This window comes from Nonomuraea sp. NPDC003709 (assembly GCF_040610775.1).
Classification (GTDB): domain Bacteria; phylum Actinomycetota; class Actinomycetes; order Streptosporangiales; family Streptosporangiaceae; genus Nonomuraea; species Nonomuraea angiospora_A.
Genome location: NZ_JBEXMW010000035.1, coordinates 1 through 20,841 on the forward strand (window position 1 = coordinate 1; position 20,841 = coordinate 20,841).

Sequence of the window (20,841 nt, forward strand, 5' to 3'; positions counted from 1 at the left end):
AGATTGGGAGCCCCGCGTACAAAGAACATCCAAAAGAGCTACAAAGGCCCTCCCACCTCGGCCCTCGCCCGGCCAGGCGGCACAGGACGCCCCCGCGCCGTCGGTGGTCGAGATCTCGATCGGGCGGCTCGAGGTACGCGCCCCGCAGGCCCAGGCCGCCCCGCAGGCCAAGCCGCCGCGCAAGGACCACGCCTCGGTGCTCCAGGCGTACCTGCGCGGCCGGAGCAAGGGGGAGCTGGCATGAGCAACTCCCTCGCCATCGCCGCCGTGACCGCCGCGCTGCGCGCCAGGATCTTCAACCGGCTCGGCGGCCCGCAGGTGACCATCGTGCCGCCGGACCGCGCGCCCGACGAGGTCAACGGCGACCACGTGAACCTGTTCCTGTACCGCACCGACATGCACCCCTCCTTCCGCAACGCCGACCCGCCGGGCGCGCCGCCCGGGGAGTCGCCCAGGCCGCTGCTCCCGCTGGTCCTGCACTACCTGCTGGCCGCCTACAGCACCGACGAGGGCACCGCCCACGAGCTGCTCGGCGCCGCGATGCTGGCCCTGCACGACACCCCGATCCTGCCGGGGGAGGAGATCCGGGCCGCCACGGCGATCCCGCTGCCCGGCAGCGACCTGCACCTGCAGCTCGAGAACGTGAAGGTCAGCTTCGAGTCGCTGAGCCAGGACGACATCGCGAAGATGTGGACCGCGTTCGCCACGCCGTACCGGGTCTCGGCGTCCTACCAGGTCTCGGCGGTGCTCATCGACAACCCCGCGCCCGGCGCCGCGCCGCTGCCCGTGCTCAAGCGCGGCCCCGACGGCAGGTCGCCGGTCGCCCACCCGGACGCCGCCTCGCCTTTCCCCGCGCTCACCGGCATCCGGTACGTCGTGCCGGGGAGCCCGGTCGCGCTGCCCGGCGAGACCGTCACGCTGAGCGTCCGCAACCTCCCCGCAGGCGCCCTCATGGCCCACCTGCGTCATCTGCGGGTGCCGGCCACGGCCGAGGTCCACCTCCCGTCTCCGGGAACCGACGAGGTCGCCGTCGCGCTGCCCGCCACCGGGCTGCCCGCGGGACCGTGGGCGATCTCCCTGACGCCCGCGTCCGGCGGGGTGCCCACCAACGAGGTCCCCCTGGCCGTCGCCCCCGAGATCATCGCCCTCGCCGCCACCCCGGCCGGCGGCACCCCGGCCAGGACCACGGTGACCGCGACCGTCGCCGATCCGGTGCTGGTCGGCCAGCAGGCGGCCGTCCTCGTGGGCGGCCTGCACCTGCCGGTGCCCCTGCTGACCGCCGGCACCGGCACGCTCTCGGTCGTCGCCGCGATCCCGCCCGGCACGTACAAGGTCCGCGTCCGCGTGGACGGCGTCGACACCGACATCGTCGACCGGGCCACGGGCGCCTTCAAGACCGGCCCCACGGCAGAGGTGGTGATCCCATGACCGACGCGCCCGCCTGGGAGCAGGCCAACGGCGCCTACCTGAAGGCGTCCCTCGACTGGCTGGCCGTCCGGCTCGCCGGCCTCACCCCGCAACCCCCGAGGCCCGCCCAGCGGTCTGAGCCGGAGCCGCTGGAGACGAGGAAGGGCTGGCGCAGGACCCGTGACCGCTCCCGCGAGGCCCCCCGCACCGGCGACACGCCAGAGAGGGAGACCGCGGCCCGATCGATGGCGGATGCTCCGCAAACCCCGGCGCAGGCGATGGCGGGCGCGCGGGAGGCCGCGGCTCGGGCGATGGCGGGCCTCGGGGCGCCCGCCCTGGTGCAGATCGCCGAGCGGCTGGGGCTGAGCGACTTCGAACGGGACGTGCTGCTGCTGTGCGCCGCCCCCGCGATCGAGCCCGGCATCACCGCGCTGATCGCCGCGGCACAGGGCGATCCCGCCCCCACCTTCGCCCTGGCGCTGCGCCTGTTCGACGACGCCCGCTGGGACGTGCTCTCGCCCGAGCGGGGCCTGCGGTTCTGGCGGCTGGTGGAGCCCGTGGGCGCGGGTGCTCAGCCGCTGGCCGTCGTGCCGCTGCGGGCCGACGACCGGATCGTGGACCTGATCAGAGGGCTCAACCGGCTCGACGAGCGGCTGACGGGGCTGGTCGAGCACCGCCCCGACCCGGCGGCGGGCCTCGGGCTGCCCCGCTCGTCGCAGGCCGCGGCGGACGCCCTGGTCGGCGCGGCGCTGACCGACACGCCCGACGGCCGCTTCCCGGTGATCCAGCTGCTCGGCGGCGACGAGCCGAGCTGCGAGCTGGTCGCCGTACGGGCCATGGCGCTGCTCAACCGCGAGCTGTACCACCTGCCGGTCGGCGCGCTCGTGGCGGCGGGGGCGGACCAGGACCTGGTGGCCAGGCTGTGGCAGCGCGAAAGCCTGCTGCTGCCGATGGCGCTGCTGCTCGACGCCGTGGACACCGACCTGGCCGACCCCGCCACGGCCGCGGCGCTGCGGCGCTTCCTGTCCCAGGTGGGCGGGCTCGTCCTGCTGGCCACGCGCGAGGTGTGGCCGGTCACCGACCGGGCCACGTCGGTGATCGACGTCGGCCGGCCGACCCTCGCCGAGCAGGCCGAGCTGTGGGCGGCCGCGACCGGGCTGCCCCTGGAGGGGGCGCCGCGCACGCTGGCCGGCCAGTTCCGGCTGAGCGTGCCCGCCGTCCACCGCATCGCCACCGCCCTGCGGCCCGTGCTCGACGCCCCCGACGGGCGGGCGCGCCTGTGGGCGGCCTGCCGCAGCTCGGCCAGGCCGAGGCTGGAGGCCCTGGCCCAGCGCACGATGCCGCAGGCCAGGTGGGAGGACCTGGTGCTGCCCGGAGAGCAGACGGACCTGCTGCGCGGGCTCGTCGCGCAGGTGCGGCACCGCGCCACGGTCATGTCCACCTGGGGGTACGGGGAGCGCCGGGCACGCGGCAACGGGGTCACCGCGCTGTTCAGCGGCCCCAGCGGGACGGGCAAGACGTTCGCGGCCGAGGTGCTCGCCCACGAGCTCGGCCAGGACCTCTACCGCGTCGACCTGTCGGCCGTGGTCAACAAGTACATCGGGGAGACCGAGAAGAACCTGCGCAGGGTCTTCGACGCGGCGGAGGACGGCGGCGCGCTGCTGCTGTTCGACGAGGCCGACGCGCTGTTCGGGCGCCGCAGCGAGGTGCGTGACAGCCACGACCGCTACGCCAACATCGAGGTCAGCTACCTGCTCCAGCGGATGGAGGCATACGAGGGGGTGGCGGTGCTGGCCACCAACCTGCGTGCCGCGCTGGACCCGGCCTTCCTGCGGCGGCTGCGGTTCGTCGTCGACTTCCCGATGCCGGGACGGGAGGAGCGCAGACGGCTGTGGTCGGCGGCCTTTCCCGCGGGCGTGCCGCTCGGCGGCCTCGACCTCGACGCGCTGGTGGACCTGCCGGTCACGGGCGCCGCCGTACAGGCGATCGCGCTCGGCGCCGCGTTCCTCGCCGCGGACGCCGGCGAGCCCGTCGACACCGCGACGGTGCTCACGGCGGCGCGGGCGGAGTTCCGCAAACTGGGCCTGCCGCTGACGATCCCGCACCCCGAGCGGGTGGGCCGGTGACGCGCATCGTGCTGCACATCGACAGGGTCGTGCTGGAGTCGGCGGGCCTCTCCCGGCAGGAGCTCATCGACGCTCTGACCGAGGCCGTCCGGCGGGATCTGGCGGGCGGGCCCACTCGACAGGCCGCCCGGCGGCGGTTGAGCGTGGATGCCGCCGACGGCTCCACGCCGGGGCTGGCACAGGCCGTCGTCGGCGGGATCCAGGGACTGGCGGAAGGCGGGCAGCGGTGAGCGCGCAGTTCGCACCGGGGACGCCCGTGGTGCCGAGGGGCGGGCTCGTCCTGCTCGACCCCGCCAACGGCGCGGTGCTCAGGGTCATCACCCTGCAGTACAACCCGGACACCATCACCCGCACGCTCCAGCCCCAGGGTGTGGGCGCCGAACCCGGCGACCGCAGCGAGGCGCTGCGGCTGCGCGGGCCCGCGCACGAGACCATCAAGCTCGAGGCGGAGCTCGACGCGACGACGCAGCTCGAAGACCCCTTCGCGCCGGGCAACGACGCCGTCGCCGCGTACGGCCTGCTGCCCGTCCTGGCCACGCTGGACCTGCTGGTGAACCCGACGGCCGACGCCCTGGTCGCGCAGGACGAGGCGGCCCGCAAGGGCGCCTTCGAGATCGTCCCCGTCGAGTCGCCGCTGACGGTCTTCGTGTGGAGCCGCGAGCGCGTGGTGCCGGTCAGGCTCACCGAGTTCACCGTCACGGAGGAGGCGTTCGACTCCAACCTCAACCCGATCAGGGCCAAGGTGTCGCTGTCGATGCGCATCCTCACCGTCGACGACCTGGGGTTCACCCACCGGGGGAGCGGCCTGTTCATCGGCCACCAGCGGCGCCGCGAGCAGCTCGCCGCGCTGCACCCGTCCGACCAGCTGCGCACTCTCGGCCTCGACGGCCCGCCAGGAGGCACCTGATGTTCACCGCGACCAGTCGCTACCAGGGGATCGAGATCGCCACCCACCGGCCGGAGGGCGGCGAGCCGATCCCGTACGTCCGCCGCAGGTTCCTGCCGGACCGGCGCACGCTCACCGTGATCGCCGTGCACGTGGTGCGCGACGGCGACCGCCTGGACCGGATCGCCGCGCTGCACCTCGACGACCCCGAGCGCTTCTGGCAGATCGCGGACGCCAACCCGGTGCTCGACCCCGCCGACCTCACCGCGCGCCCGGGACGGCGGCTCGACGTCGCGCTGCCCACCGCGACCATCGGGAGCCCGCATGGCTTCTGAGCTGCTGCTGTCGCTCAGGCTCGGCGCGGTGCGGGCCGAGCGGGTGCCGCGCGAGGTCGTGGACGCGCTGCTGTCGGTGCAGGTGAGCGAGGGCGTGGGCCAGCCGGGCGGGTTCCGGCTGTCGTTCGGCATGGGCAAGCGGTCGCTGCTGTTCCGCGAGCTGCTGCCCTCGGGGGCGCTCGACCCGCCGGCCAGGGCGCAGATCGTCGTGACGATCAGGGGCCAGGCCACCGTGCTGATGGACGGTGTCGTCACCCGGCACGAGGTGACGCCGTCCGCCGAGCCCGGCCAGGCGCGGCTCACGCTCACCGGCGAGGACGTCTCCCGGATGATGGACGTCGTCGACTTCACCGGCGTGCCGTACATAGGTCTGCCGCCGGAGGTGCGGGTCGCCCTGATCTGCGCCAAATACCCGATGTACGGGCTCGTCCCGAAGATCGTGCCGAGCGTCAAGCTGATCACCCCGAACCCGATGGAGTCGATCCCCGCGCAGCAGGGCACCGACCTGGCCTACGTCAAGGCGCTCGCGGCGCAGGTCGGCTACCAGTTCTACGTCGAGCCGGGGCCGGACCCCGGCGTCAACTACGCGTACTGGGGGCCGCTGGTCAAGGCCGGATCGCCACAGCCCACCCTGTGGGCCAACGCCGACGCGACCACCAACGTCGAGACGCTGACGTTCACCTTCGACGGGTTCTCCGCGACGCAGTACGTGGCGCTGGTCCAGGAGCCGGTCACCAAGTTCCCCGTCCCCGTGCCCATCCCGGACATCACCCCGGTCAACCCGCCGATGGGCGCCCGCAAACCGCTGCCGCTGAAGACGTCGGTGGTCAGGGGCCTGGCCAAGCTGTCCCCCCTGGAGGCGGGGTTGGTCGCGCTGGCCAGGGCCGCCGACGGCTACGAGGTGATCAGCGGGCAGGGCACGCTGGACGTGCTGCGCTACGGCCAGCCGCTGCGCGCCCGCCGTCCCGTCACGGTGCGCGGCGCGAGCCTCGGCTACGACGGCACCTACTTCGTCAAGAGCGTCACCCACGACATCAAGCGCGGCGGATACACCCAGCAGTTCACCCTGACCCGCAACGCGTTCCTGCCCCTCTCCTAAGGACCTGCCATGAACATGGACGAGCTCGGCTATGTCGAGTCTCCCGGCTTCTTCGGCCCCGCCGAGCGCGAGGACGCCGAGCCGCCGGGCACCAGACGTTTCTACGGCAAGTACCGGGGCTCGGTGCTGAACAACATCGACCCTCTCGGCAAGGGACGGCTGCTGGTCAGCGTGCCCGACGTGCTCGGCGTGCTGCCGTCGACGTGGGCGATGCCGTGCGTGCCGCTGGCCGGGCTGCAGATGGGCTTCTTCGCCGTGCCGCCGCCCGGCGCCGGGGTCTGGGTGGAGTTCGAGCAGGGCAGCCCTGACAGCCCCATCTGGGTGGGCTTCTTCTGGGGGAGCCGGGAAGAGGCGCCCGCCACCGCCAAGCTGCTGCCCCCGGCGGCGCCCGCGCTCCTCATCGAGACCATCGGCAAGAGCAAGATCGCCCTGTCCGACACGCCGGTGGCCCCGATGAAGGGCAGCGGCGTGCTGCTGCAGTCCCAGTCGGCGGCCATCACGGTCGACACCTCGGGCGTGACCATCACCGCGCCGGCCATCAACCTCGTCGGGCTCGTCAACATCAACAACGGCGCGCTCGTCGTGAAGCCGGCCTGAGAGGGGTGCCGACGATGCCGGGTTTCCTCCTGACCGTCGCCTCGCAGGTGACCTGCCTGCATCAGGGCAAGGCCACGATCGTCCCCGGCCAGACCGTGGTGCTGGCCGGGGGCGCGCCGGTGGTGACCGTCGGTGACGTGGTCGCGGTGGCGGGCTGCTCGCTGTCGGGCGCGACCCCGCCGAGCCCCTGCGTCACCGTCGACTTCGCGCTGGCCGCCTCCACCCGGGTCTTCGTGCTCGGCAAGCCGGTCGTCCTGGAGCCCGCGGGGCCCGGCGCCGGTGTCAGCCAGTCGGCGGCCAAGGCCCCCCAGGGCACGCCGATCATCACCTCGACGCAGCTCAGGGCGGCGGGATCATGAGCACTCACCTCGACTTCCCCTTCCATGTCGACGCGCACGGCAGGTCGGCCACCACCACGGACGAGGACCACGTGCGCGACATGGTCGAGCAGCTGCTGTTCACGATCCCGGGGGAGCGGGTCAACCGGCCCGACTTCGGCACCGGCGTCCTGCGGCTGGTCTTCGCCCCCAACAGCCCCGAACTGGCCGGGGCCGTCGAGTACACCCTCCAGGCCGCCCTGCAGCAGTGGCTGCCCGACGACCTGCGGGTCGAGCGCGTGGACGTGCGGGCCGAGGAGGGGACGCTGCTGGTGTCGGTGGCGTACGTGCTGCTGCTGACCGGGGAGCTCAACTCGGTCACCGTCGAACGGAGGACCGGGCCATGACGGCCGACGAGGGCTGCCCGCCCCGCGCGCGGCGGGAACGGGACCGCGCCTGCGGATGGGGCGGCATCGCGGGCGTGCGGGTCGACAACGAGGCGCGCACGCTGCGGCTGCTGCTGTTCGGCAAGGCTCCCGAGCCCGTGCCGGAGGCGGACGACGTCGCCATCACCGGTCCTGGGCGCGTGGTGCGGGCCGTCCACGTCGAGGTGGTCGCCGCGCGGGCCGGTCGCTACGACGAGCTGGTCGTCCACCTCGACCGGCTCGGGGACCGCTCGCCGTACGAGGTGGAGCTGGCCTGCGCGCAGGACCTCGACCCCCGGTACGCCCGGGCCGCCTTCACCTTCACCGGCGACTGCGGCGAGGAGAGCGACTGCGGCGCGACGGCGCCCTGCCCGCCGGGCGAGGAGGACCGGGCGGTCATCGACTACCTGGCCAAGGACTACGCGAGCTTCCGGCGGCTCATCCTGGACCGGCTCGCGCTGACCTCCCCCGCCTGGACCGACCGGCAGATCCCCGATCTGGGCGTCACGCTGGTCGAGCTGCTCGCCTACGTCGGCGACCAGCTCTCCTACCGCCAGGACGCGGTGGCCACCGAGGCGTACCTGGGCACGGCCCGGCTGCGCACGTCGGTGCGGCGGCACCTGCGGCTGGTCGACTACCGGATGCACGACGGCTGCAACGCGCGCACCTGGGTGCACCTGGAGGTCGAGGAGCCGGGGGTCCTGTACGCGGGCAGCTACCGGTTCGTGACGGCGGTCCCGGCGCTCGGCGGCCGCCCGATGGTCTCGGAGGGCGAGCTGCGCCGTCTGGCGCCCGGCGGCGGCTACCAGGTGTACGAGCCCGTGCTGGAGCACGACGTGGCCGTCAGCCCCGCCCGTAACCGCATCCGGCTGTGGACCTGGGGCGGCGAGGAGTGCTGCCTGCCACGCGGCGCGACGGCCGCGACGCTGGTGGACGGCTGGTGCGACGAGGAGCGGTCCGAGCGGCTGCTCGGCCTGTGCCCCGGCGACGTGGTGATCTTCGAGGAGGTACGCGGCCCGCTGACCGGGGTGCCGGGCGACGCGGACGTCACCCACCGCCAGGCCGTCCGGCTGACCGAGGTCGAGGAGCTCGACGACCCGGTCTACGACCAGCCGTTGCTCCGGGTGAGCTGGGCGTGCGCCGACGCCCTGACGTTCGACCTGTGCCTGGCCGCCATCGGCGGCGAGGAGTGCTGCCTGTTCGAGGACGTGAGCGTGGCCAGGGCGAACGTGGTCCTCGTCGACCACGGCGCCACAGTGACCGGCACGCTGACCGTGCCCGAAGGGGAGCCCGGTCCCGTGCGGTGCGAAGGGCTCGGCCGCCCGGAGCGCGACCCCGTACGGGTGCGCTTCGAGCCCGTGCTGCCGCACGCGCCCCTCACCCGCCGGGCGCCCTACCCCGCTCCCGAGATCGTCGCGGCGGGCCAGGCCCTGACGCTGGCCCGCATCCCCACCGGCACCGCGCCCCGGCCCCGCCTGCTCGCCAGGCTGGCCAGGCTGACCGCCCAGGCCCACCTCGGCCGGCCGCTGGACGCCGCCGACGCGGCCGAGGTGGCCGCCACCTGGGGCGCCGGCGCGGGGCTCGACCCCGCCGAGCCGGTCGCCGCGGGTCCCGCCGCCGCCGCGCTCACCCAGGACCCGCGTACGGCGCCGGCCCAGCTGTGGCTCACCTCCGACGGCGAGACGTGGACGGTGCGGGCCGACCTGATCGGCAGCGGCCCCGAGGACCGGCACGTCGTCGTCGAGGTGGACGACGAGGGCAGCTCGCACCTGCGCTTCGGCGACGGAAAGTACGGCCGCGGGGTCCGCCCCGGCCAGCGCTTCGAGCTGCGCCTGCGGGTCGGCAACGGGACGGCCGGCAACGTCGGCCCCGAGGCGGTGGCCCACCTGGTGGCCTCGTGCCCCATCGCGGTGCCCGTGACCGGCGTACGCAACCCGCTGGCAGCCACGGGCGGCATCGACCCCGAACCGGTCGCCGAAGCCCGCCTGGTCGGCCCCACCGCCTACCGGCACCGCCTGATACGGGCGGTCACCGCCGAGGACTACACCACGATCGCCGCCGCCCAGCCCGGAGTCCAGAGCGCGGCCACCGACCTGGCCTGGACCGGCGGCTGGTACGAGGCCGACGTGGCGATCGACCCCCTGCGCGGCCGCTGCGGCGAGGAGTTCCCTCTGGAAGCGGTGCGGACCCGGCTGGAGCAGGTCCGGCGGATCGGGCACGACCTGCGGGCCGACCCGCCCCGGCTGGTCGCGGTCGACCTCGGGCTGCGCGTCTGCCTGGCGGCGAACGCGCCCCGCTCGGCCGTCACCGTCGCGCTGCGGGCCCGGCTCGGCGACGCGCCGGGCGGCATGTTCGACCCCGACCGCCTCACCTTCGGCACCGGCCTGTACGTGAGCCGGATCCTGGCCGAGGCCATGGCCGTGCCGGGAGTGGTGTCGGCGAGTGTCGTCCGGCTGGCCCGCACGGTCTCCACCGGGCCGCCCGTGCCTCCCGGCGGCGCGCTCGCGTTCGGCCCGCTGGAGATCCCCTCGGCCGGGACGTTGACGCTGGATCTCGTGGGAGGGCGGTGAGCCGGTATGAGCTGCGGTGAAGCGGCGGGATGTTGCGGGCGGTGCGCTTCGGGGACACCGTTGCCGCCCGGAAAGGTGATGGCCAACCCGCCGGGGCGGTCGAGCCTGAGCGTCCGCGTGGGCACCCGGGCGGCGTTCCTGGCCAGGATGATCGGGAGGCTGGCCTCCGCCGACCATCCCGAGCTGGCCAGGCTCACCACGCGCGCCCCCGACGACCCCGCGCTGGCGCTGCTGGACGCGTGGGCCTGCGTCGGCGACGTGCTGACCTTCTACCAGGAACGCATCGCCGACGAGGGCTACCTCGCGACGGCCAAGGAGCGGCGCTCGCTGGTGGAGCTGGCCGCGCTCGTCGGCTACCGGCCCCGGCCCGGGCTGGCGGCGAGCGCCTGGCTGGCCTACACCCTCGACCCCGACCCCGCCGACCCGCTCGTGCGGGTGTCCGCGGGCGCCAGGGTGCAGAGCGTGCCCGACCCCGGCGCCAAGCCGCAGATCTTCGAGACGGCCGAGGAGCTGGTGGCCCGCTCGTCGTGGGGCGCGCTGCCGCCCAGGCTGCGCCGCCCGACGCGGCTGACCCGCTGCCGCGTGGCCTCCCTGCGGGTGGTGCACGTCGAAGGGATCGCGACCGGGCTCGCACCCAACGACCGCCTGCTCTTCCACTTCACCGACGGATCGCCCCTGCTGAGGATCGTCGAGTCGGCGGAGACCGATCTGGACGCGCAGGTGACCGCCGCCAGGCTCCAGCTGTCCCCGGCCGGGGTGGCCGAGGACGGCGACGAGGAGGCGGAGTTCGTCCGGCTGGAGGTCCTGCGGGCCAAGGCGGCCACGTTCGGCTCCGCCGCCCCGCTCCCGCCCGCGACATCCGGCGGGGTGATCGGCGAGGTCGCCGCGGACGACCCCGACTGGGAGCTCGACGAGGGCCTGTACGACTCCGACGCGGGCGCGCGCACGTTGCTCCCGCTCGACGCCGACTACCCGCGCATCCTCCCGGGCAGCTGGATCGTGGTGGTCTCCGGCGACGGCCTCGTGCACGTCAACCTCGTGAAAGAGGTGCGCACGCTGGGCCTGGCCCGCTACGGCATCTCCGGCAGGGTGACCGCGCTCGTGCTGGTGGCGCCCTGGTTCCCCGAGGAGCACGGCGACGCCGGGCGCTCCCTGTCCGAGCTGCGCGGCTACACCTTCTACGTCCAGGCCGAGCCTCTCGCCCTGGCCGACGAGCCCATCACGGGGCCCGTCGAGGGCGGCTCGATCGACCTCGGCGTGGTGATCGAGGACCTGCCGACCGGCCGTACGATCGTCGTGTCCGGGATGCCGCAGGACGCGGGCCCGCTCACCCCGCCGAGCGGCGAGGTCGCGCGGGTCATCGGCACCCGGCGGGTCTCCTCGTCGGGGAGCGTGCCGGATCACACCGTGCTGGACCTCGCGGCCCCGCTGCGCGGCAGCTACCGCCGCTCCACCGTCACCGTCTGGGCCAACGTCGTACGCGCCACGAACGGCGAGACGAAGCTCGAACCCGCGGCGGGCAGCGGCGACGCCGGCGCGGCCGGCCAGCGCTTCACCCTGGGCCAGCAGCCGCTGACGTACATCGCCACCCACGACGCCGACGGCGCCGAGGCGGAGCTGATCGTCAGGGTCGGCGGGATCGCCTGGCACGAGGTCCCCGAGCTGGCCTGGGCGGGGCCGTCCGAGCGGGCCTACCAGCTGAGCGTGGACGCCGCGGGCGGCGCGACCGTCGAGTTCGGCGACGGCAGGCGCGGATCGCGGCTGCCCACCGGCACCGGCAACGTGGCCTTCACCTACCGCGTGGGCATCGGCAGGGCGGGCAACGTGCGCGCCGGGCAGCTCAGCCAGCTGCAGACCAAACCGCTGGGCGTCAGCGCGGTGACCAACCCGCTGCGCGCGAGCGGCGGCACCGACCACGACGCGGACCCGGCGCTGCGCGGCCGGGCGCCGCTGCCCACGCTGGCCATGGACCGGCTGGTGGGCCTGCGCGACTACGCGGACTTCATCCTGGCCCGCGCGGGTGTCGGCAAGGCCGCGGCGACCCGCCTGAGCGCGGGCGGCAGGGAACTGGTCCACGTGACGGTGGCGGGCGTGGACGACGCGCCGATCGAGCCGGACTCCGACCTGCTGCGCGGCCTGCTCGCGGCCTGCCGCCGCTACGGCGACCCCGGCGTGCCGGTCGCCGCGGCGCCGCGCACGCTGTGGAACGTCGTCCTGGAGGCGAACGTGTGGATCGACGCCGACCGCGCCCCCGACCTGGTCGGCCCGCAGGCTCGCGCGGCCCTGGAGGCGGCTTTCGGGTTCGACGCGCGCGCTCTCGGGCGCAGCCTGTACCTGTCCGAGGTCGCCGCGGAGCTGCAGCGCGTGCCCGGCGTCGCGTTCGCCGACGTCGTACGGCTGGGCGCAACCCTCGGCACGACCGCCCCCGAGGCCGCCGCGGTCACCGGCGTGGCCGAACGGATACCCGCGAGACCGGCCAGGACCAGGGCCGACGGCGTCCACATCGACCCCGCCGAGCTCGTCCTGATCACACCTGGCCTGGACGGGTTCGTCGTCCTGCACGTGGAGGTGGCCCGATGACCCGCGACGAGCTGGCCGCGCTGCTGCCCGCCATCCACCGCAGCAGGGACGAGGAGCGGGGCCACCCGCTGCGGGCGCTGCTGCGGGTCATCGAGGAGCAGGTACGCGTCATCGAGGACGACCTCGACACCTGGTACGCCAACTGGTTCGTCGAGACCTGCGACGAGTGGATCGTGCCGTACATCGCTGCCCTGGTCGGCATCGACAGGGAGGGCGTCTCCCGCGCCGAGGTGGCGGACGCGGTGGCCGTACGCCGTCGCAAGGGCACCGCCGCCGCGCTGGAACAGCTCGCCTTCGACGTCGCGGGCCGGCCCGCGCGGGCGGTGGAGACGTACCGGATGCTGGTGCGCGACCAGCACCTCCGGCACCTGCGGCCGGACCGGCCGGCCACCTTCGACGTGCGCGACCTCGTCGCCTGCGAGCGCGTCGGCGGCCCCTTCGACACCGCCCCCAGGCTGCCCGACGTGCGCCGGATCAACAGCGAGCTGACCCGGGGCCTGCCCAACATCCCCAGCCTGGCGCTGTACGTGTGGCGGCTGCTGTCCTTCCCCGTCACCCGGGCACCGGCGTTCTGCGTCGACCAGCGCTACAGCCGCTACCTGGTCAACGTGCTGGGCATCGACACCCAGCTGTTCGCCCCGCAGGGGACGGGGCCGAAGGCCGCCCACCTGTCGGGACCCGCCGACCTGCCGCAGCCGATCGGCCGCGAGGAGTTCGCCGCGGCCGTGACCGAGTACTACGGCCCGGGCCGCGCCCTGCGGATCTGGCGCGACAGCCTGGACAACCCCGTCCCCGCGAACCGGATCGTCGGCGCCGACCTGAGCGACTGGCGCTACCGGCCCCAGCCGGGCCAGGTGGTCGTGGACCCGGTGCTGGGCAGGATCGCCTTCCCGCCGGACGAGGCGCCGGAGGAGGGGGTGTGGGTGAGCTGGTGCTACGGCTTCAGCGAGCGCATGGGCGGCGGCGCCTACGCCAGGGCGACCGCCCCTGTCGGCGAGCGCCGCCGGTACGTCGTCGGCGGTGACGGGTTCGGCTCGATCACCGCCGCGCTCCGGCAGTGGCAGGAGGACAAGGAGGCCGACCCGTCGCTGCACGACGCGCTCGTGGAGATCGTCGACTCGGCCGACTACACCGAGGCGCTCTGCGTCGAGCTGGACCTGGACGACCGGCTGGAGCTGCGGGCGGCGCCGTACCAGCGGCCGGTCATCAGGCTGCTCAACCAGCGGGCCAACAGGTTCGACGCGCTCTCGGTGCGCGCCCGCTCCAAGACCCCGCCGCCGGGCGGCGCCGCCGACTGCCCGCCGCCGTCCGCGCGCCGCCCGCGCCTGCTCCTCGACGGGCTCGTGATCTCGGGCCGCAGCGTCGACATCACCGGGCAGGTCGGCGAGGTGACGATCAGGCACTGCACCCTCGTGCCCGGCTGGGAGCTGGACGACCGGTGCGAGCCCCGCCACGGCGAGGAGCCGTCGATCGAGCTGCGCCGCACCACCGCCCGCCTGCGCGTCGAACGGTCGATCGTCGGCACGATCCTCGTCGACCAGGACGAGACCGCGGGGGAGCCGCTCATCGTCGAGGCGTACGACTCGATCATCGACGCGACCGGCCGCGAGCCGGCCGCCGTGACGGGCGTCGACGACAGGAACGCCTACGCCGACCTGACCCTGCGCCGCTGCACCGTGCTCGGCCAGGTGCGCGTCTACCTGCTCAGGCTCGCCGAGGACAGCATCGTGACCGGCTGCGTGCACGTGGCCAGGCGCGACGCCGGCTGCGCGCGCTACTCCTACGTCTCCTACGCCTGCCACGGCGGCCCGCCCCGCTACCGGTGCCCGCCCGATTCGGACAACCGGCTGCGGCCCAGGTTCACCAGCGTCAGGTACGGCACGCCCGGCTACTGCCGGCTGCACGAGACCTGTGCCGACGCCATCCGCACAGGAGCGGAGGACGGCGCCGAGATGGGCGCCTTCCACGACCTGTTCGAGGCGCGCAGACTCGCCAACCTCGTCGACCACCTGGACGGGTTCGTCCCCCTCGGTGTCGATGCAGCCGTCATCAACGCCACCTAGGGAGACCGCTGTGCACGGAGACTTCTCCAACATCACCTTCTCGCCGGAGCGCGGCTACTCCGCGGTCTTCGACCTGCAGGGCAGGGTCGGCCTGGACGCCAACCGCAACGAGCAGACCGCGCTCCTGCTGCACCAGCTGCGCGGCGCGCTGGCCGACCTGATGGGCCCCCACGCCGGGCCGGCGGGCCCCGGACTGGGCTTCGCCGTCGGCGACCCGGCCGTGGCGGACTTCACCATCGGGGCGGGCCGCTATTACGTGAACGGCATCGGCGTCGAGAACCCGGCCGAGACCACCTACGCCAGGCAGCCGCACGCCGTGCTGGACGTCGCGGGCGCCGACCGGCTGCCCAAGGGCAGGTACCTGGTCTACCTGAAGGTCTGGGAGCGGCACGTCACCGAGGTGGAGGACCCCACGCTGCACGAGCCCGCGCTCGGCCCGCACCACCCCGACACCAGCAGCCGCGCGCAGGTGGTCTGGCAGGTGCGCGCCGTGCCCGTGCCGACCGGCGACGTGTCGGTGGAGACCTGGGTCGCCGACTGGATCGCCGCCGCCGAGTCGGCGGAGCACCGGGGAGTGCTCCAGGTGCGCGCCACGCGCCCGCACGAGGCCGACGACGACCCGTGCACCGCGCCGTCCGACGCGGGGTACACCGGGGAGAACCAGCTCTACCGGGTGGAGATCCGCAGTGGCGGCACCGCCCGGGAAGGGGCGAGCTTCGCCTGGTCGCGGGACAACGGCTCGGTGATCTATCCGATCCTGGCGAGCGACGGGCCCGTGGTCCAGGTGAGCAGCCTGGGCCGCGACCGGCACACCGCGCTGGAGGTCGGCCAGTGGGTGGAGGCCGTGGACGACGCCGTCTCGCTGCGCCGCGAGCTGGGCTGGCCGCGTCCGGCCGCGCCGCTGCGCCAGGTGGTGGACGTGGACGTGGACCTGTCGACCGTGACCCTGGACGCGCCGCCGCCCGCGATCGACCGGCGCCGCCACCCGTACCTGCGGCGCTGGGACCACACGCCGCCCGGCAAGTCCCCCGACGGGGCCGTTCCGGTGACCGAGGCGCAGGCGGCCAGGAAGGATACGGGGTGGATCCCGCTGGAGCGGGGCGTCGAGGTGCGCTTCCTCACCGGCGAGCGCGGCAACCCGCACCGCTACCGTACGGGCGACTACTGGGTCTTCCCCGCGCGCCGCACGCTGGGCGACGTCATCTGGCACCACCCCCAGGGCCGCGGCCCGCACGGTGTGGCCTACCACTACGCGCCGCTGGCCGTCGTCGAGGGCGACGCGGTCACCGGTTGGCGGACGTCGTTCGCGCTGCCGCTCACGCACGGACTGTGACCATGGCGGCCGGCGACCGACGTGCCGAACCCGCGCGGGCCTCGGCGCCCGTCCCCGCCGCGGCCCGCAGGGAGCTGGCGCGCAGGGGCGAGCCGCTGGACCGGGTGACGCGAACGGCCATGGAACAGCGGTTCGGGCAGGACCTCAGCCAGGTCAGGGTGCACTCCGACGGCTCGGCCGGGAGATCGGCGCGCGAGCTGGGCGCCCGCGCGTACACGGTCGGCGAGCGGATCGTCTTCGGCCCCGGCAGGTTCGCGCCGCACACCCCCGACGGCAGGCACCTGCTCGCCCACGAGCTGGCCCACGTGATCCAGCAGCGCGGCGGCGCGGGCCCGCGGCCGACCCGCCACGCCGGGCTCGAGGCCGCGGCCCACGCGGCGGCCGACGCGGTGGCGCGCGAGAGCGGGCCAGAGAGCGGCCCAGAGAGCGGCCCAGAGAGCGGTCACGTGGCCGTCGGCGGCAGCGCGTCGGTCGGGCTGGCCATGGCGGAGGAGACGGGCGGCCCCGCGAGCCCGGAGGACGTCGCGGCGTTCGCCCGGCTGCGGGAGTACCAGGACGCCGCCGACCTGCGGGCGACCGAGCTGATGGAGGGGGTCGTCCGGAAGAGCCTCGTCCGGTGGGAGGCGGGCCAGGAGGCGAAGGCAGCCAAGGCGGAGAAGGAGGGCAAGCCGCTGCCGGTGGACCAGCGCACCCCTGAGGAGCGTCGCGAGGCGGCCGAGGGCTCCATCCGGGGGGACGTCACCGTCACCGTCGGCTACGCCGTGGACGAGGAAGGCAACCTGCACGAGCTCGTCACCACCACCAAAGGCAGCCGCCGCAAGCTCGTCGACCTGGGGCCGGGGGAGACGTGGGTCAAGGCCGTCCGCCTGAAGAAACAGCAGCCGGAGGCTCCCGATCTCAAGGTCGTACCGGCCGAACCCGCCGAACCGGCCCCGGCCGCCAAGCCCGCCCCTTCACCGGCGGCGGCCCCTTCAGCGACTCCCGGCCCGGTGCCCACGCCCGGGTCGGCGCTCGCGCACGCCCACGAGCCCGAGTCCGAACCGGTGCCGCAGTCGGGAGTGGTGCCGAAGTCCGAGCCGGTTCCTCTGTCGGGGGTGGTGCCGAAGACCGCTCCGGTGTCCCAGCCGGGGCCGCATCTCGTCGACCAGCATGAGGGCGGGACCGCCGAAGAGGAGGCGTCGGAGCCGGACGAGCCGAAGCGCAAGCGCACGGCGGAGCAGGCGCGCAAGGACGCGGAGGCGAGGCTGGTCGCCCACGCGGCCAAGCACAAGCTCAAGCTGATAGCGGTCGGCGCCAGCTCCCTGATCTGCCCGCACTGCGCGGCCAAGCTCGGGCTGGCCGGCGCCACCGTCGGCACCGGCCGGGCCAAGGACCCGCTCCGCGAGCACGTCCCCGCGAACCTCTCCCCGGCGCTGGAGGCCATCAAGAAGCTCCCGCCCAAGCCGTCGAGGCCCGAACCGGTCGTCGAGCAGCGCCGCCCGGCGCGCCCACAGCCGGCCCCGGCCCCGCCCCCGGCGCCGCCGCGGCGCAGGATCGTGACCCTCCCGATCCCGGCCGATGCGGACGACGGGATCCTCCAGCAGGCCCAGGCCCAGCCGAAGGCGCCCAAGGCCAGCCCGAAACCGGAAGCTCCTCAGCAGGCCCCCGCCCCCCAACCGGCCAAAACCCCGGCACCCGCCACCACACCGAAAGCTCCCACTACCCCCGTGCCGACCCCGCCCCCTGGTACGGCGCCGAAAGCGTCCGCGGCCCCCGCGCCCGGGGTCCAGGCTCCCTCCAAGGGGGGCCCTGAGGCCACCTCCAAGAGCACGACAGGGACGACGGTGGCACGGAACGAGGGCAGCCTGACCCTCACCCGGAGCAAGGACACCAGCACGGGGACGTTCGACGAGGAGGGCAGGCTCCAGCAGGGGACCCGGACCGGCCGCCAGGCGAGCGCCGGGGTCGTCGCCGGTCCCGAGGGGTTCGGCGGGCAGGGGGCCGCGAGCGCCCAGCGGACCACCGCGTACGGCAACGGCTTCACCACCACCAGGTCCGTCGCCGGCAACGCCCGCGTGGTGGTGAAGGCCACGCGGGTGGAGGCGACGGAGCCGCCGGCGTACCAGCTCATGGTGACCGTCACGATCGGCGCGACCGGCACGGTGGGCGGCGGGGTGGGCGGCGGAGCGGGACGGAAGGGCACGGCGAACGCGTCGCTGTCGGTCACGGGGTCGGTGACCGGGACGTTCGTCCACCGGTTCAGCCAGGAGGAGACCAAGCGCTACCTCGGGGACCTGGCCCGCGACGGGTCGGGCGGCGCGGAGCAGGAGCTGCGGATCGTCAACCTCGTCGCGCGCGGCAGCGTCGACGACGCGCGGCAGCTGCTGACCACCCTGGCGGCCCCGCTGTCGGCCGCCGAGGCGGCCAAGCTCGGCGAGGGCGACCAGGCGAGCCTGGAGGCCAGGAAGGGCGTCGGCGGCTCGCTCGGCGTGACCGGCGCGGGCAGATCGCCGGTCGGCGCCGAGGTCTCCTACAGCAGGAGCAGGTCGCTCAAGCGCACGGTGGCGCGCAGGGGCGGGGCCGTGCTCGTCACGGTCGAGGTGGTGTCGGAGACCGCGAAGTCCATCGGCGCGTCCGGCTCGTCGGGAGCCGTGAGCGCCGGTCTCAGCTACGGCAAGACGACGTCGGAGGCCAGGGCGGTCACCTTCCGCCTGAACCCCGGCGACCCGGACTACCAGACCAGGTTCGACCGGATCCTCGCGGTCGACGGCGCGGCCGAACTGACCGCCCTGGCCGCCGCCGACCCCACCCGGGTGGCCGGTACGGAGTCCGGCACCGGCTGGTCGAGCACGCTGACCCCCAAGGTGGGCGTCGGGGGGCTGGAGGCGTCGATCTCGACCACCCATTCCTTCGCGGAGAAGACGGTCGTCGACGAGACGGGCACGCACAAGCTGTTCTCCGGGGCGACGGGTGGCGCGCTCACGGCCGGAGTGGCGTCGGGCCCGCAGCTCGAGTACCGGACCGAGCAGGCCGTCACCGCCGCCGTCGGTCCCGGCAACAAGGCCACGGGTGACGTCAGCACCACGACCTCGGAGACCGACCTGGGGGCCTCGGCCCGCGCGCTGGCCTCCGCCGCCGACCAGTCGCCCGTCGCCGGCTCGCTCAAACTGGCCACCGGCGGCAGCAAGCTGCTGCAGTCGCGCACCGAGGTGATCGGGATGAAGCTGTCGGACGACGACTTCGCGACCATCGTGTCGATCTCCCGGGAACCCGGCAGGTGGAACCACGCCTTCCGCGGCCGGATCGCGAGCTTCCAGGACTGGCAGCGCCTCGGCCGCAGGATCGCCGCCGGCGGCGGGGACAGGGAGGAGATGAGCCGCGCGCTCGCCGAGTACGCGAGCCACAACGACGGCGCGTCCGACGCCGTGCAGGCGGTGGTCCGGCCGCAGGGCCAGGCCGAGGGCGGCGTGCGCTACGACTGGCCGGCCGAGCTGGCCAAGGAGCGGGAGGCGTTCGAGACGATCGTGGTGGGCGACCGGGTCGCCCAGCTCAAGGCCCGCGCCGCGGCCGGGGCCTTCGAGGAGGCCCAGGCGGGCCTGAAGGCCGACAACCTCAGGCTCGACAAGGCCGCCAGAGCCATCACGGCCGCCTCCGAGCAGTTCACCGACGTGGCGGCGGTGGCCGAGATGCTGCGCAGGATCGGCGACAGGCAGACGGAGATCCGCGGCGAGCTGCGCAAACTCAAAGCGGCACTGGCGCCCGCGTCCGCGCCCGCGCAGAAGGAGACGGTGGGACCTCCGCCCGCGCCCGCTCCTGACGCCGAAGCGGTGGAGGAGCGCAACGCCAAGCTCCGGAGCCTGATCCCCGCCATGATGACGCTGCGCGACCAGGAGAGGGCGGTCTTCGCCGAGGTGCGCAAGGAGCTCGAGCATCCGCCGTGGTACCGGGGCCCGGACGTCATCTCCGTCATCCAGGCGCTCAACAAGCTCAAGCCGGTCTACACGCAGTGGGACCCGCTGGTCGACAGGCTTCGCGAGGTCTTCCGCGAACGCGGCGAGGACGGGTCGCGCGCCGACGCCTACGCCCCCGACCGCAAGACCTACGAGGCGCTGCGCCGCCACCCGGAACTGACCAAATACGGCTGAGTCACGTGCTTTTCGATATCGCTCGGAATAAACGGCGAATGGGATTTTCAGCAGTTTCAACGGATTTTATCGGTCGCCTGAATGGAGCTCAAAAGCCCAGCTCATGACCGTCTGGCTCGCGAAAAGTTACGCCCTATTGACAGATCATCTGCGGACGACATAAAACCCAGGGGGATCTGTTCGTGCAGAGGAGGGGCGCCCGATGGACAGCACTTCTGCTGTCGCGGCGTACGATGCACGGCCGGAGGGGTCGGTGAGCCTGCGTCTGCTGGGCACCTTCGAGGTGTCGGCATGCGCTGAAACGGGCGGTGCACGGTGGGGCGAGCTCCCGCACAGCGCTCGGCGGCTGGTCGCCTTTCTCGGCCTGCACGGCACCGCGACGCGTGACTTCGCCGCAGGCAGCCTGTGGCCCGACTCCAGCGAGGCCCGCGCGCAGGCCGACCTCCGCACCACCCTCTGGCGGGCCGGCCGGGCCTGCCCGGGGCTGATCGTCACGGGCGGCCCGGCCATGCGGCTGGACCCGCGGGTCTCGGTCGACGTCGACGAGTTGCAGGCGCTGAGCCGGCGGCTGCACGTGCGGCGACCGGCGCAGGCCGAGGACGACGGCTCGTGGGTGCCGCCGCGCGGCGTGCTGCTGCCCGGCTGGTACGACGAGTGGGTCGTCGCCGTCCGCGAGCGCGTCCGTCAGCTCCAGTTGCACACCCTGGAGGCCATGGCCGAACGGCAGCTCGCCCAGGGCGCCTACGGCCGCGCACTGGACCTCGCGCTGGCCGCCGTCGAGTACGAGCCGCTGCGCGAGAGCTCCCAGCGCCTGGTCGTCCGCATCCACCTCGCCGAGGGCAACCTGGTCGAGGCGGTCCGCGCTGTGCACGCGTTCACGGAGCTGCTGTGGCGGGAGATCAAGGTCCGGCCCAGCCCCGAGTTCACGGGCCTGGTCGAGCTTCCGGCACCGAGCTGACCGCGCTCAGACGGCCGGCTC

16 protein-coding genes are annotated in these 20,841 nt (G+C 74.3%); all 16 read left to right on the top strand.

Annotation, left to right across the window (positions count from 1 at the left end; translation table 11 throughout):
* Nucleotides 1-244, top strand: a 244-nt coding sequence (locus ABZX61_RS57800) for a hypothetical protein (RefSeq protein ID WP_355209714.1), incomplete at its 5' end; no start/stop codon positions are given.
* Entirely contained in the window at nucleotides 241-1,428 is a 1,188-nt protein-coding gene (locus ABZX61_RS57805; RefSeq protein WP_355209717.1) for a DUF4255 domain-containing protein, read from the top strand. The genes ABZX61_RS57800 and ABZX61_RS57805, both read left to right, overlap by 4 nt.
* Entirely contained in the window at nucleotides 1,425-3,533 is a 2,109-nt protein-coding gene (locus ABZX61_RS57810) for an ATP-binding protein (protein ID WP_355209719.1), read from the top strand. The genes ABZX61_RS57805 and ABZX61_RS57810 overlap by 4 nt, the downstream gene beginning before the upstream one ends.
* Entirely contained in the window at nucleotides 3,530-3,763 is a 234-nt protein-coding gene (locus ABZX61_RS57815) for a hypothetical protein (RefSeq protein WP_355209722.1), read from the top strand. The genes ABZX61_RS57810 and ABZX61_RS57815 overlap by 4 nt, the downstream gene beginning before the upstream one ends.
* The gene (locus tag ABZX61_RS57820) at nucleotides 3,760-4,440 is read left to right on the top strand and encodes a hypothetical protein (RefSeq protein WP_355209725.1); all 681 of its coding nucleotides are present in this window, start codon (nucleotides 3,760-3,762) and stop codon (nucleotides 4,438-4,440) included. The genes ABZX61_RS57815 and ABZX61_RS57820 overlap by 4 nt, the downstream gene beginning before the upstream one ends.
* The gene (locus ABZX61_RS57825) at nucleotides 4,440-4,754 is read left to right on the top strand and encodes a LysM domain-containing protein (RefSeq protein ID WP_350727530.1); all 315 of its coding nucleotides are present in this window, start codon (nucleotides 4,440-4,442) and stop codon (nucleotides 4,752-4,754) included. The genes ABZX61_RS57820 and ABZX61_RS57825 overlap by 1 nt, the downstream gene beginning before the upstream one ends.
* Nucleotides 4,744-5,853 carry a hypothetical protein gene (locus ABZX61_RS57830; protein ID WP_355209728.1) on the top strand — a complete coding sequence of 370 codons (1,110 nt, stop codon included), beginning with the start codon at nucleotides 4,744-4,746 and terminating at the stop codon, nucleotides 5,851-5,853. The genes ABZX61_RS57825 and ABZX61_RS57830 overlap by 11 nt, the downstream gene beginning before the upstream one ends.
* Nucleotides 5,854-5,862: 9 nt before the next feature.
* Nucleotides 5,863-6,450: a phage baseplate assembly protein V gene (locus ABZX61_RS57835; RefSeq protein ID WP_350727532.1), complete on the top strand. Its 588-nt coding sequence runs from the start codon at nucleotides 5,863-5,865 to the stop codon at nucleotides 6,448-6,450.
* 14 nt (nucleotides 6,451-6,464) lie between these two features.
* Nucleotides 6,465-6,809 (top strand): hypothetical protein, encoded by a 345-nt coding sequence (locus ABZX61_RS57840; protein WP_355209731.1) that lies wholly within the window; start codon nucleotides 6,465-6,467, stop codon nucleotides 6,807-6,809.
* Nucleotides 6,806-7,174: a GPW/gp25 family protein gene (locus ABZX61_RS57845; protein WP_350727534.1), complete on the top strand. Its 369-nt coding sequence runs from the start codon at nucleotides 6,806-6,808 to the stop codon at nucleotides 7,172-7,174. Before ABZX61_RS57840 ends, ABZX61_RS57845 begins: the two co-directional genes overlap by 4 nt.
* Nucleotides 7,171-9,762 carry a putative baseplate assembly protein gene (locus ABZX61_RS57850; RefSeq protein WP_355209735.1) on the top strand — a complete coding sequence of 864 codons (2,592 nt, stop codon included), beginning with the start codon at nucleotides 7,171-7,173 and terminating at the stop codon, nucleotides 9,760-9,762. The genes ABZX61_RS57845 and ABZX61_RS57850 overlap by 4 nt, the downstream gene beginning before the upstream one ends.
* 78 nt (nucleotides 9,763-9,840) lie before the next feature.
* Entirely contained in the window at nucleotides 9,841-12,342 is a 2,502-nt protein-coding gene (locus tag ABZX61_RS57855; protein WP_355209738.1) for a putative baseplate assembly protein, read from the top strand.
* A complete protein-coding gene (locus ABZX61_RS57860; RefSeq protein ID WP_355209740.1) occupies nucleotides 12,339-14,405 on the top strand; it encodes a phage tail protein in 2,067 nt (688 codons plus the stop codon). The genes ABZX61_RS57855 and ABZX61_RS57860 overlap by 4 nt, the downstream gene beginning before the upstream one ends.
* Before the next feature lie 10 nt (nucleotides 14,406-14,415).
* The gene (locus tag ABZX61_RS57865) at nucleotides 14,416-15,738 is read left to right on the top strand and encodes a DUF6519 domain-containing protein (protein ID WP_355209742.1); all 1,323 of its coding nucleotides are present in this window, start codon (nucleotides 14,416-14,418) and stop codon (nucleotides 15,736-15,738) included.
* Between the two features lie 2 nt (nucleotides 15,739-15,740).
* Nucleotides 15,741-19,862: a DUF4157 domain-containing protein gene (locus tag ABZX61_RS57870; protein ID WP_355209745.1), complete on the top strand. Its 4,122-nt coding sequence runs from the start codon at nucleotides 15,741-15,743 to the stop codon at nucleotides 19,860-19,862.
* A 253-nt stretch (nucleotides 19,863-20,115) separates the two neighbouring features.
* Complete coding sequence (locus ABZX61_RS57875) at nucleotides 20,116-20,820, top strand: BTAD domain-containing putative transcriptional regulator (RefSeq protein WP_355209747.1); 705 nt, start codon at nucleotides 20,116-20,118, stop codon at nucleotides 20,818-20,820.
* Nucleotides 20,821-20,841 lie beyond the last annotated feature (21 nt).

Coding starts and splice junctions, on each gene's coding strand:
- ABZX61_RS57805 (WP_355209717.1), top strand. CDS start 241: ATGAGCAACTCCCTCGCCATCGCCGCCGTGACCGCCGCGCTGCGCGCC.
- ABZX61_RS57810 (WP_355209719.1), top strand. CDS start 1,425: ATGACCGACGCGCCCGCCTGGGAGCAGGCCAACGGCGCCTACCTGAAG.
- ABZX61_RS57825 (WP_350727530.1), top strand. CDS start 4,440: ATGTTCACCGCGACCAGTCGCTACCAGGGGATCGAGATCGCCACCCAC.
- ABZX61_RS57830 (WP_355209728.1), top strand. CDS start 4,744: ATGGCTTCTGAGCTGCTGCTGTCGCTCAGGCTCGGCGCGGTGCGGGCC.
- ABZX61_RS57835 (WP_350727532.1), top strand. CDS start 5,863: ATGAACATGGACGAGCTCGGCTATGTCGAGTCTCCCGGCTTCTTCGGC.
- ABZX61_RS57840 (WP_355209731.1), top strand. CDS start 6,465: ATGCCGGGTTTCCTCCTGACCGTCGCCTCGCAGGTGACCTGCCTGCAT.
- ABZX61_RS57845 (WP_350727534.1), top strand. CDS start 6,806: ATGAGCACTCACCTCGACTTCCCCTTCCATGTCGACGCGCACGGCAGG.
- ABZX61_RS57850 (WP_355209735.1), top strand. CDS start 7,171: ATGACGGCCGACGAGGGCTGCCCGCCCCGCGCGCGGCGGGAACGGGAC.
- ABZX61_RS57855 (WP_355209738.1), top strand. CDS start 9,841: ATGGCCAACCCGCCGGGGCGGTCGAGCCTGAGCGTCCGCGTGGGCACC.
- ABZX61_RS57860 (WP_355209740.1), top strand. CDS start 12,339: ATGACCCGCGACGAGCTGGCCGCGCTGCTGCCCGCCATCCACCGCAGC.
- ABZX61_RS57870 (WP_355209745.1), top strand. CDS start 15,741: ATGGCGGCCGGCGACCGACGTGCCGAACCCGCGCGGGCCTCGGCGCCC.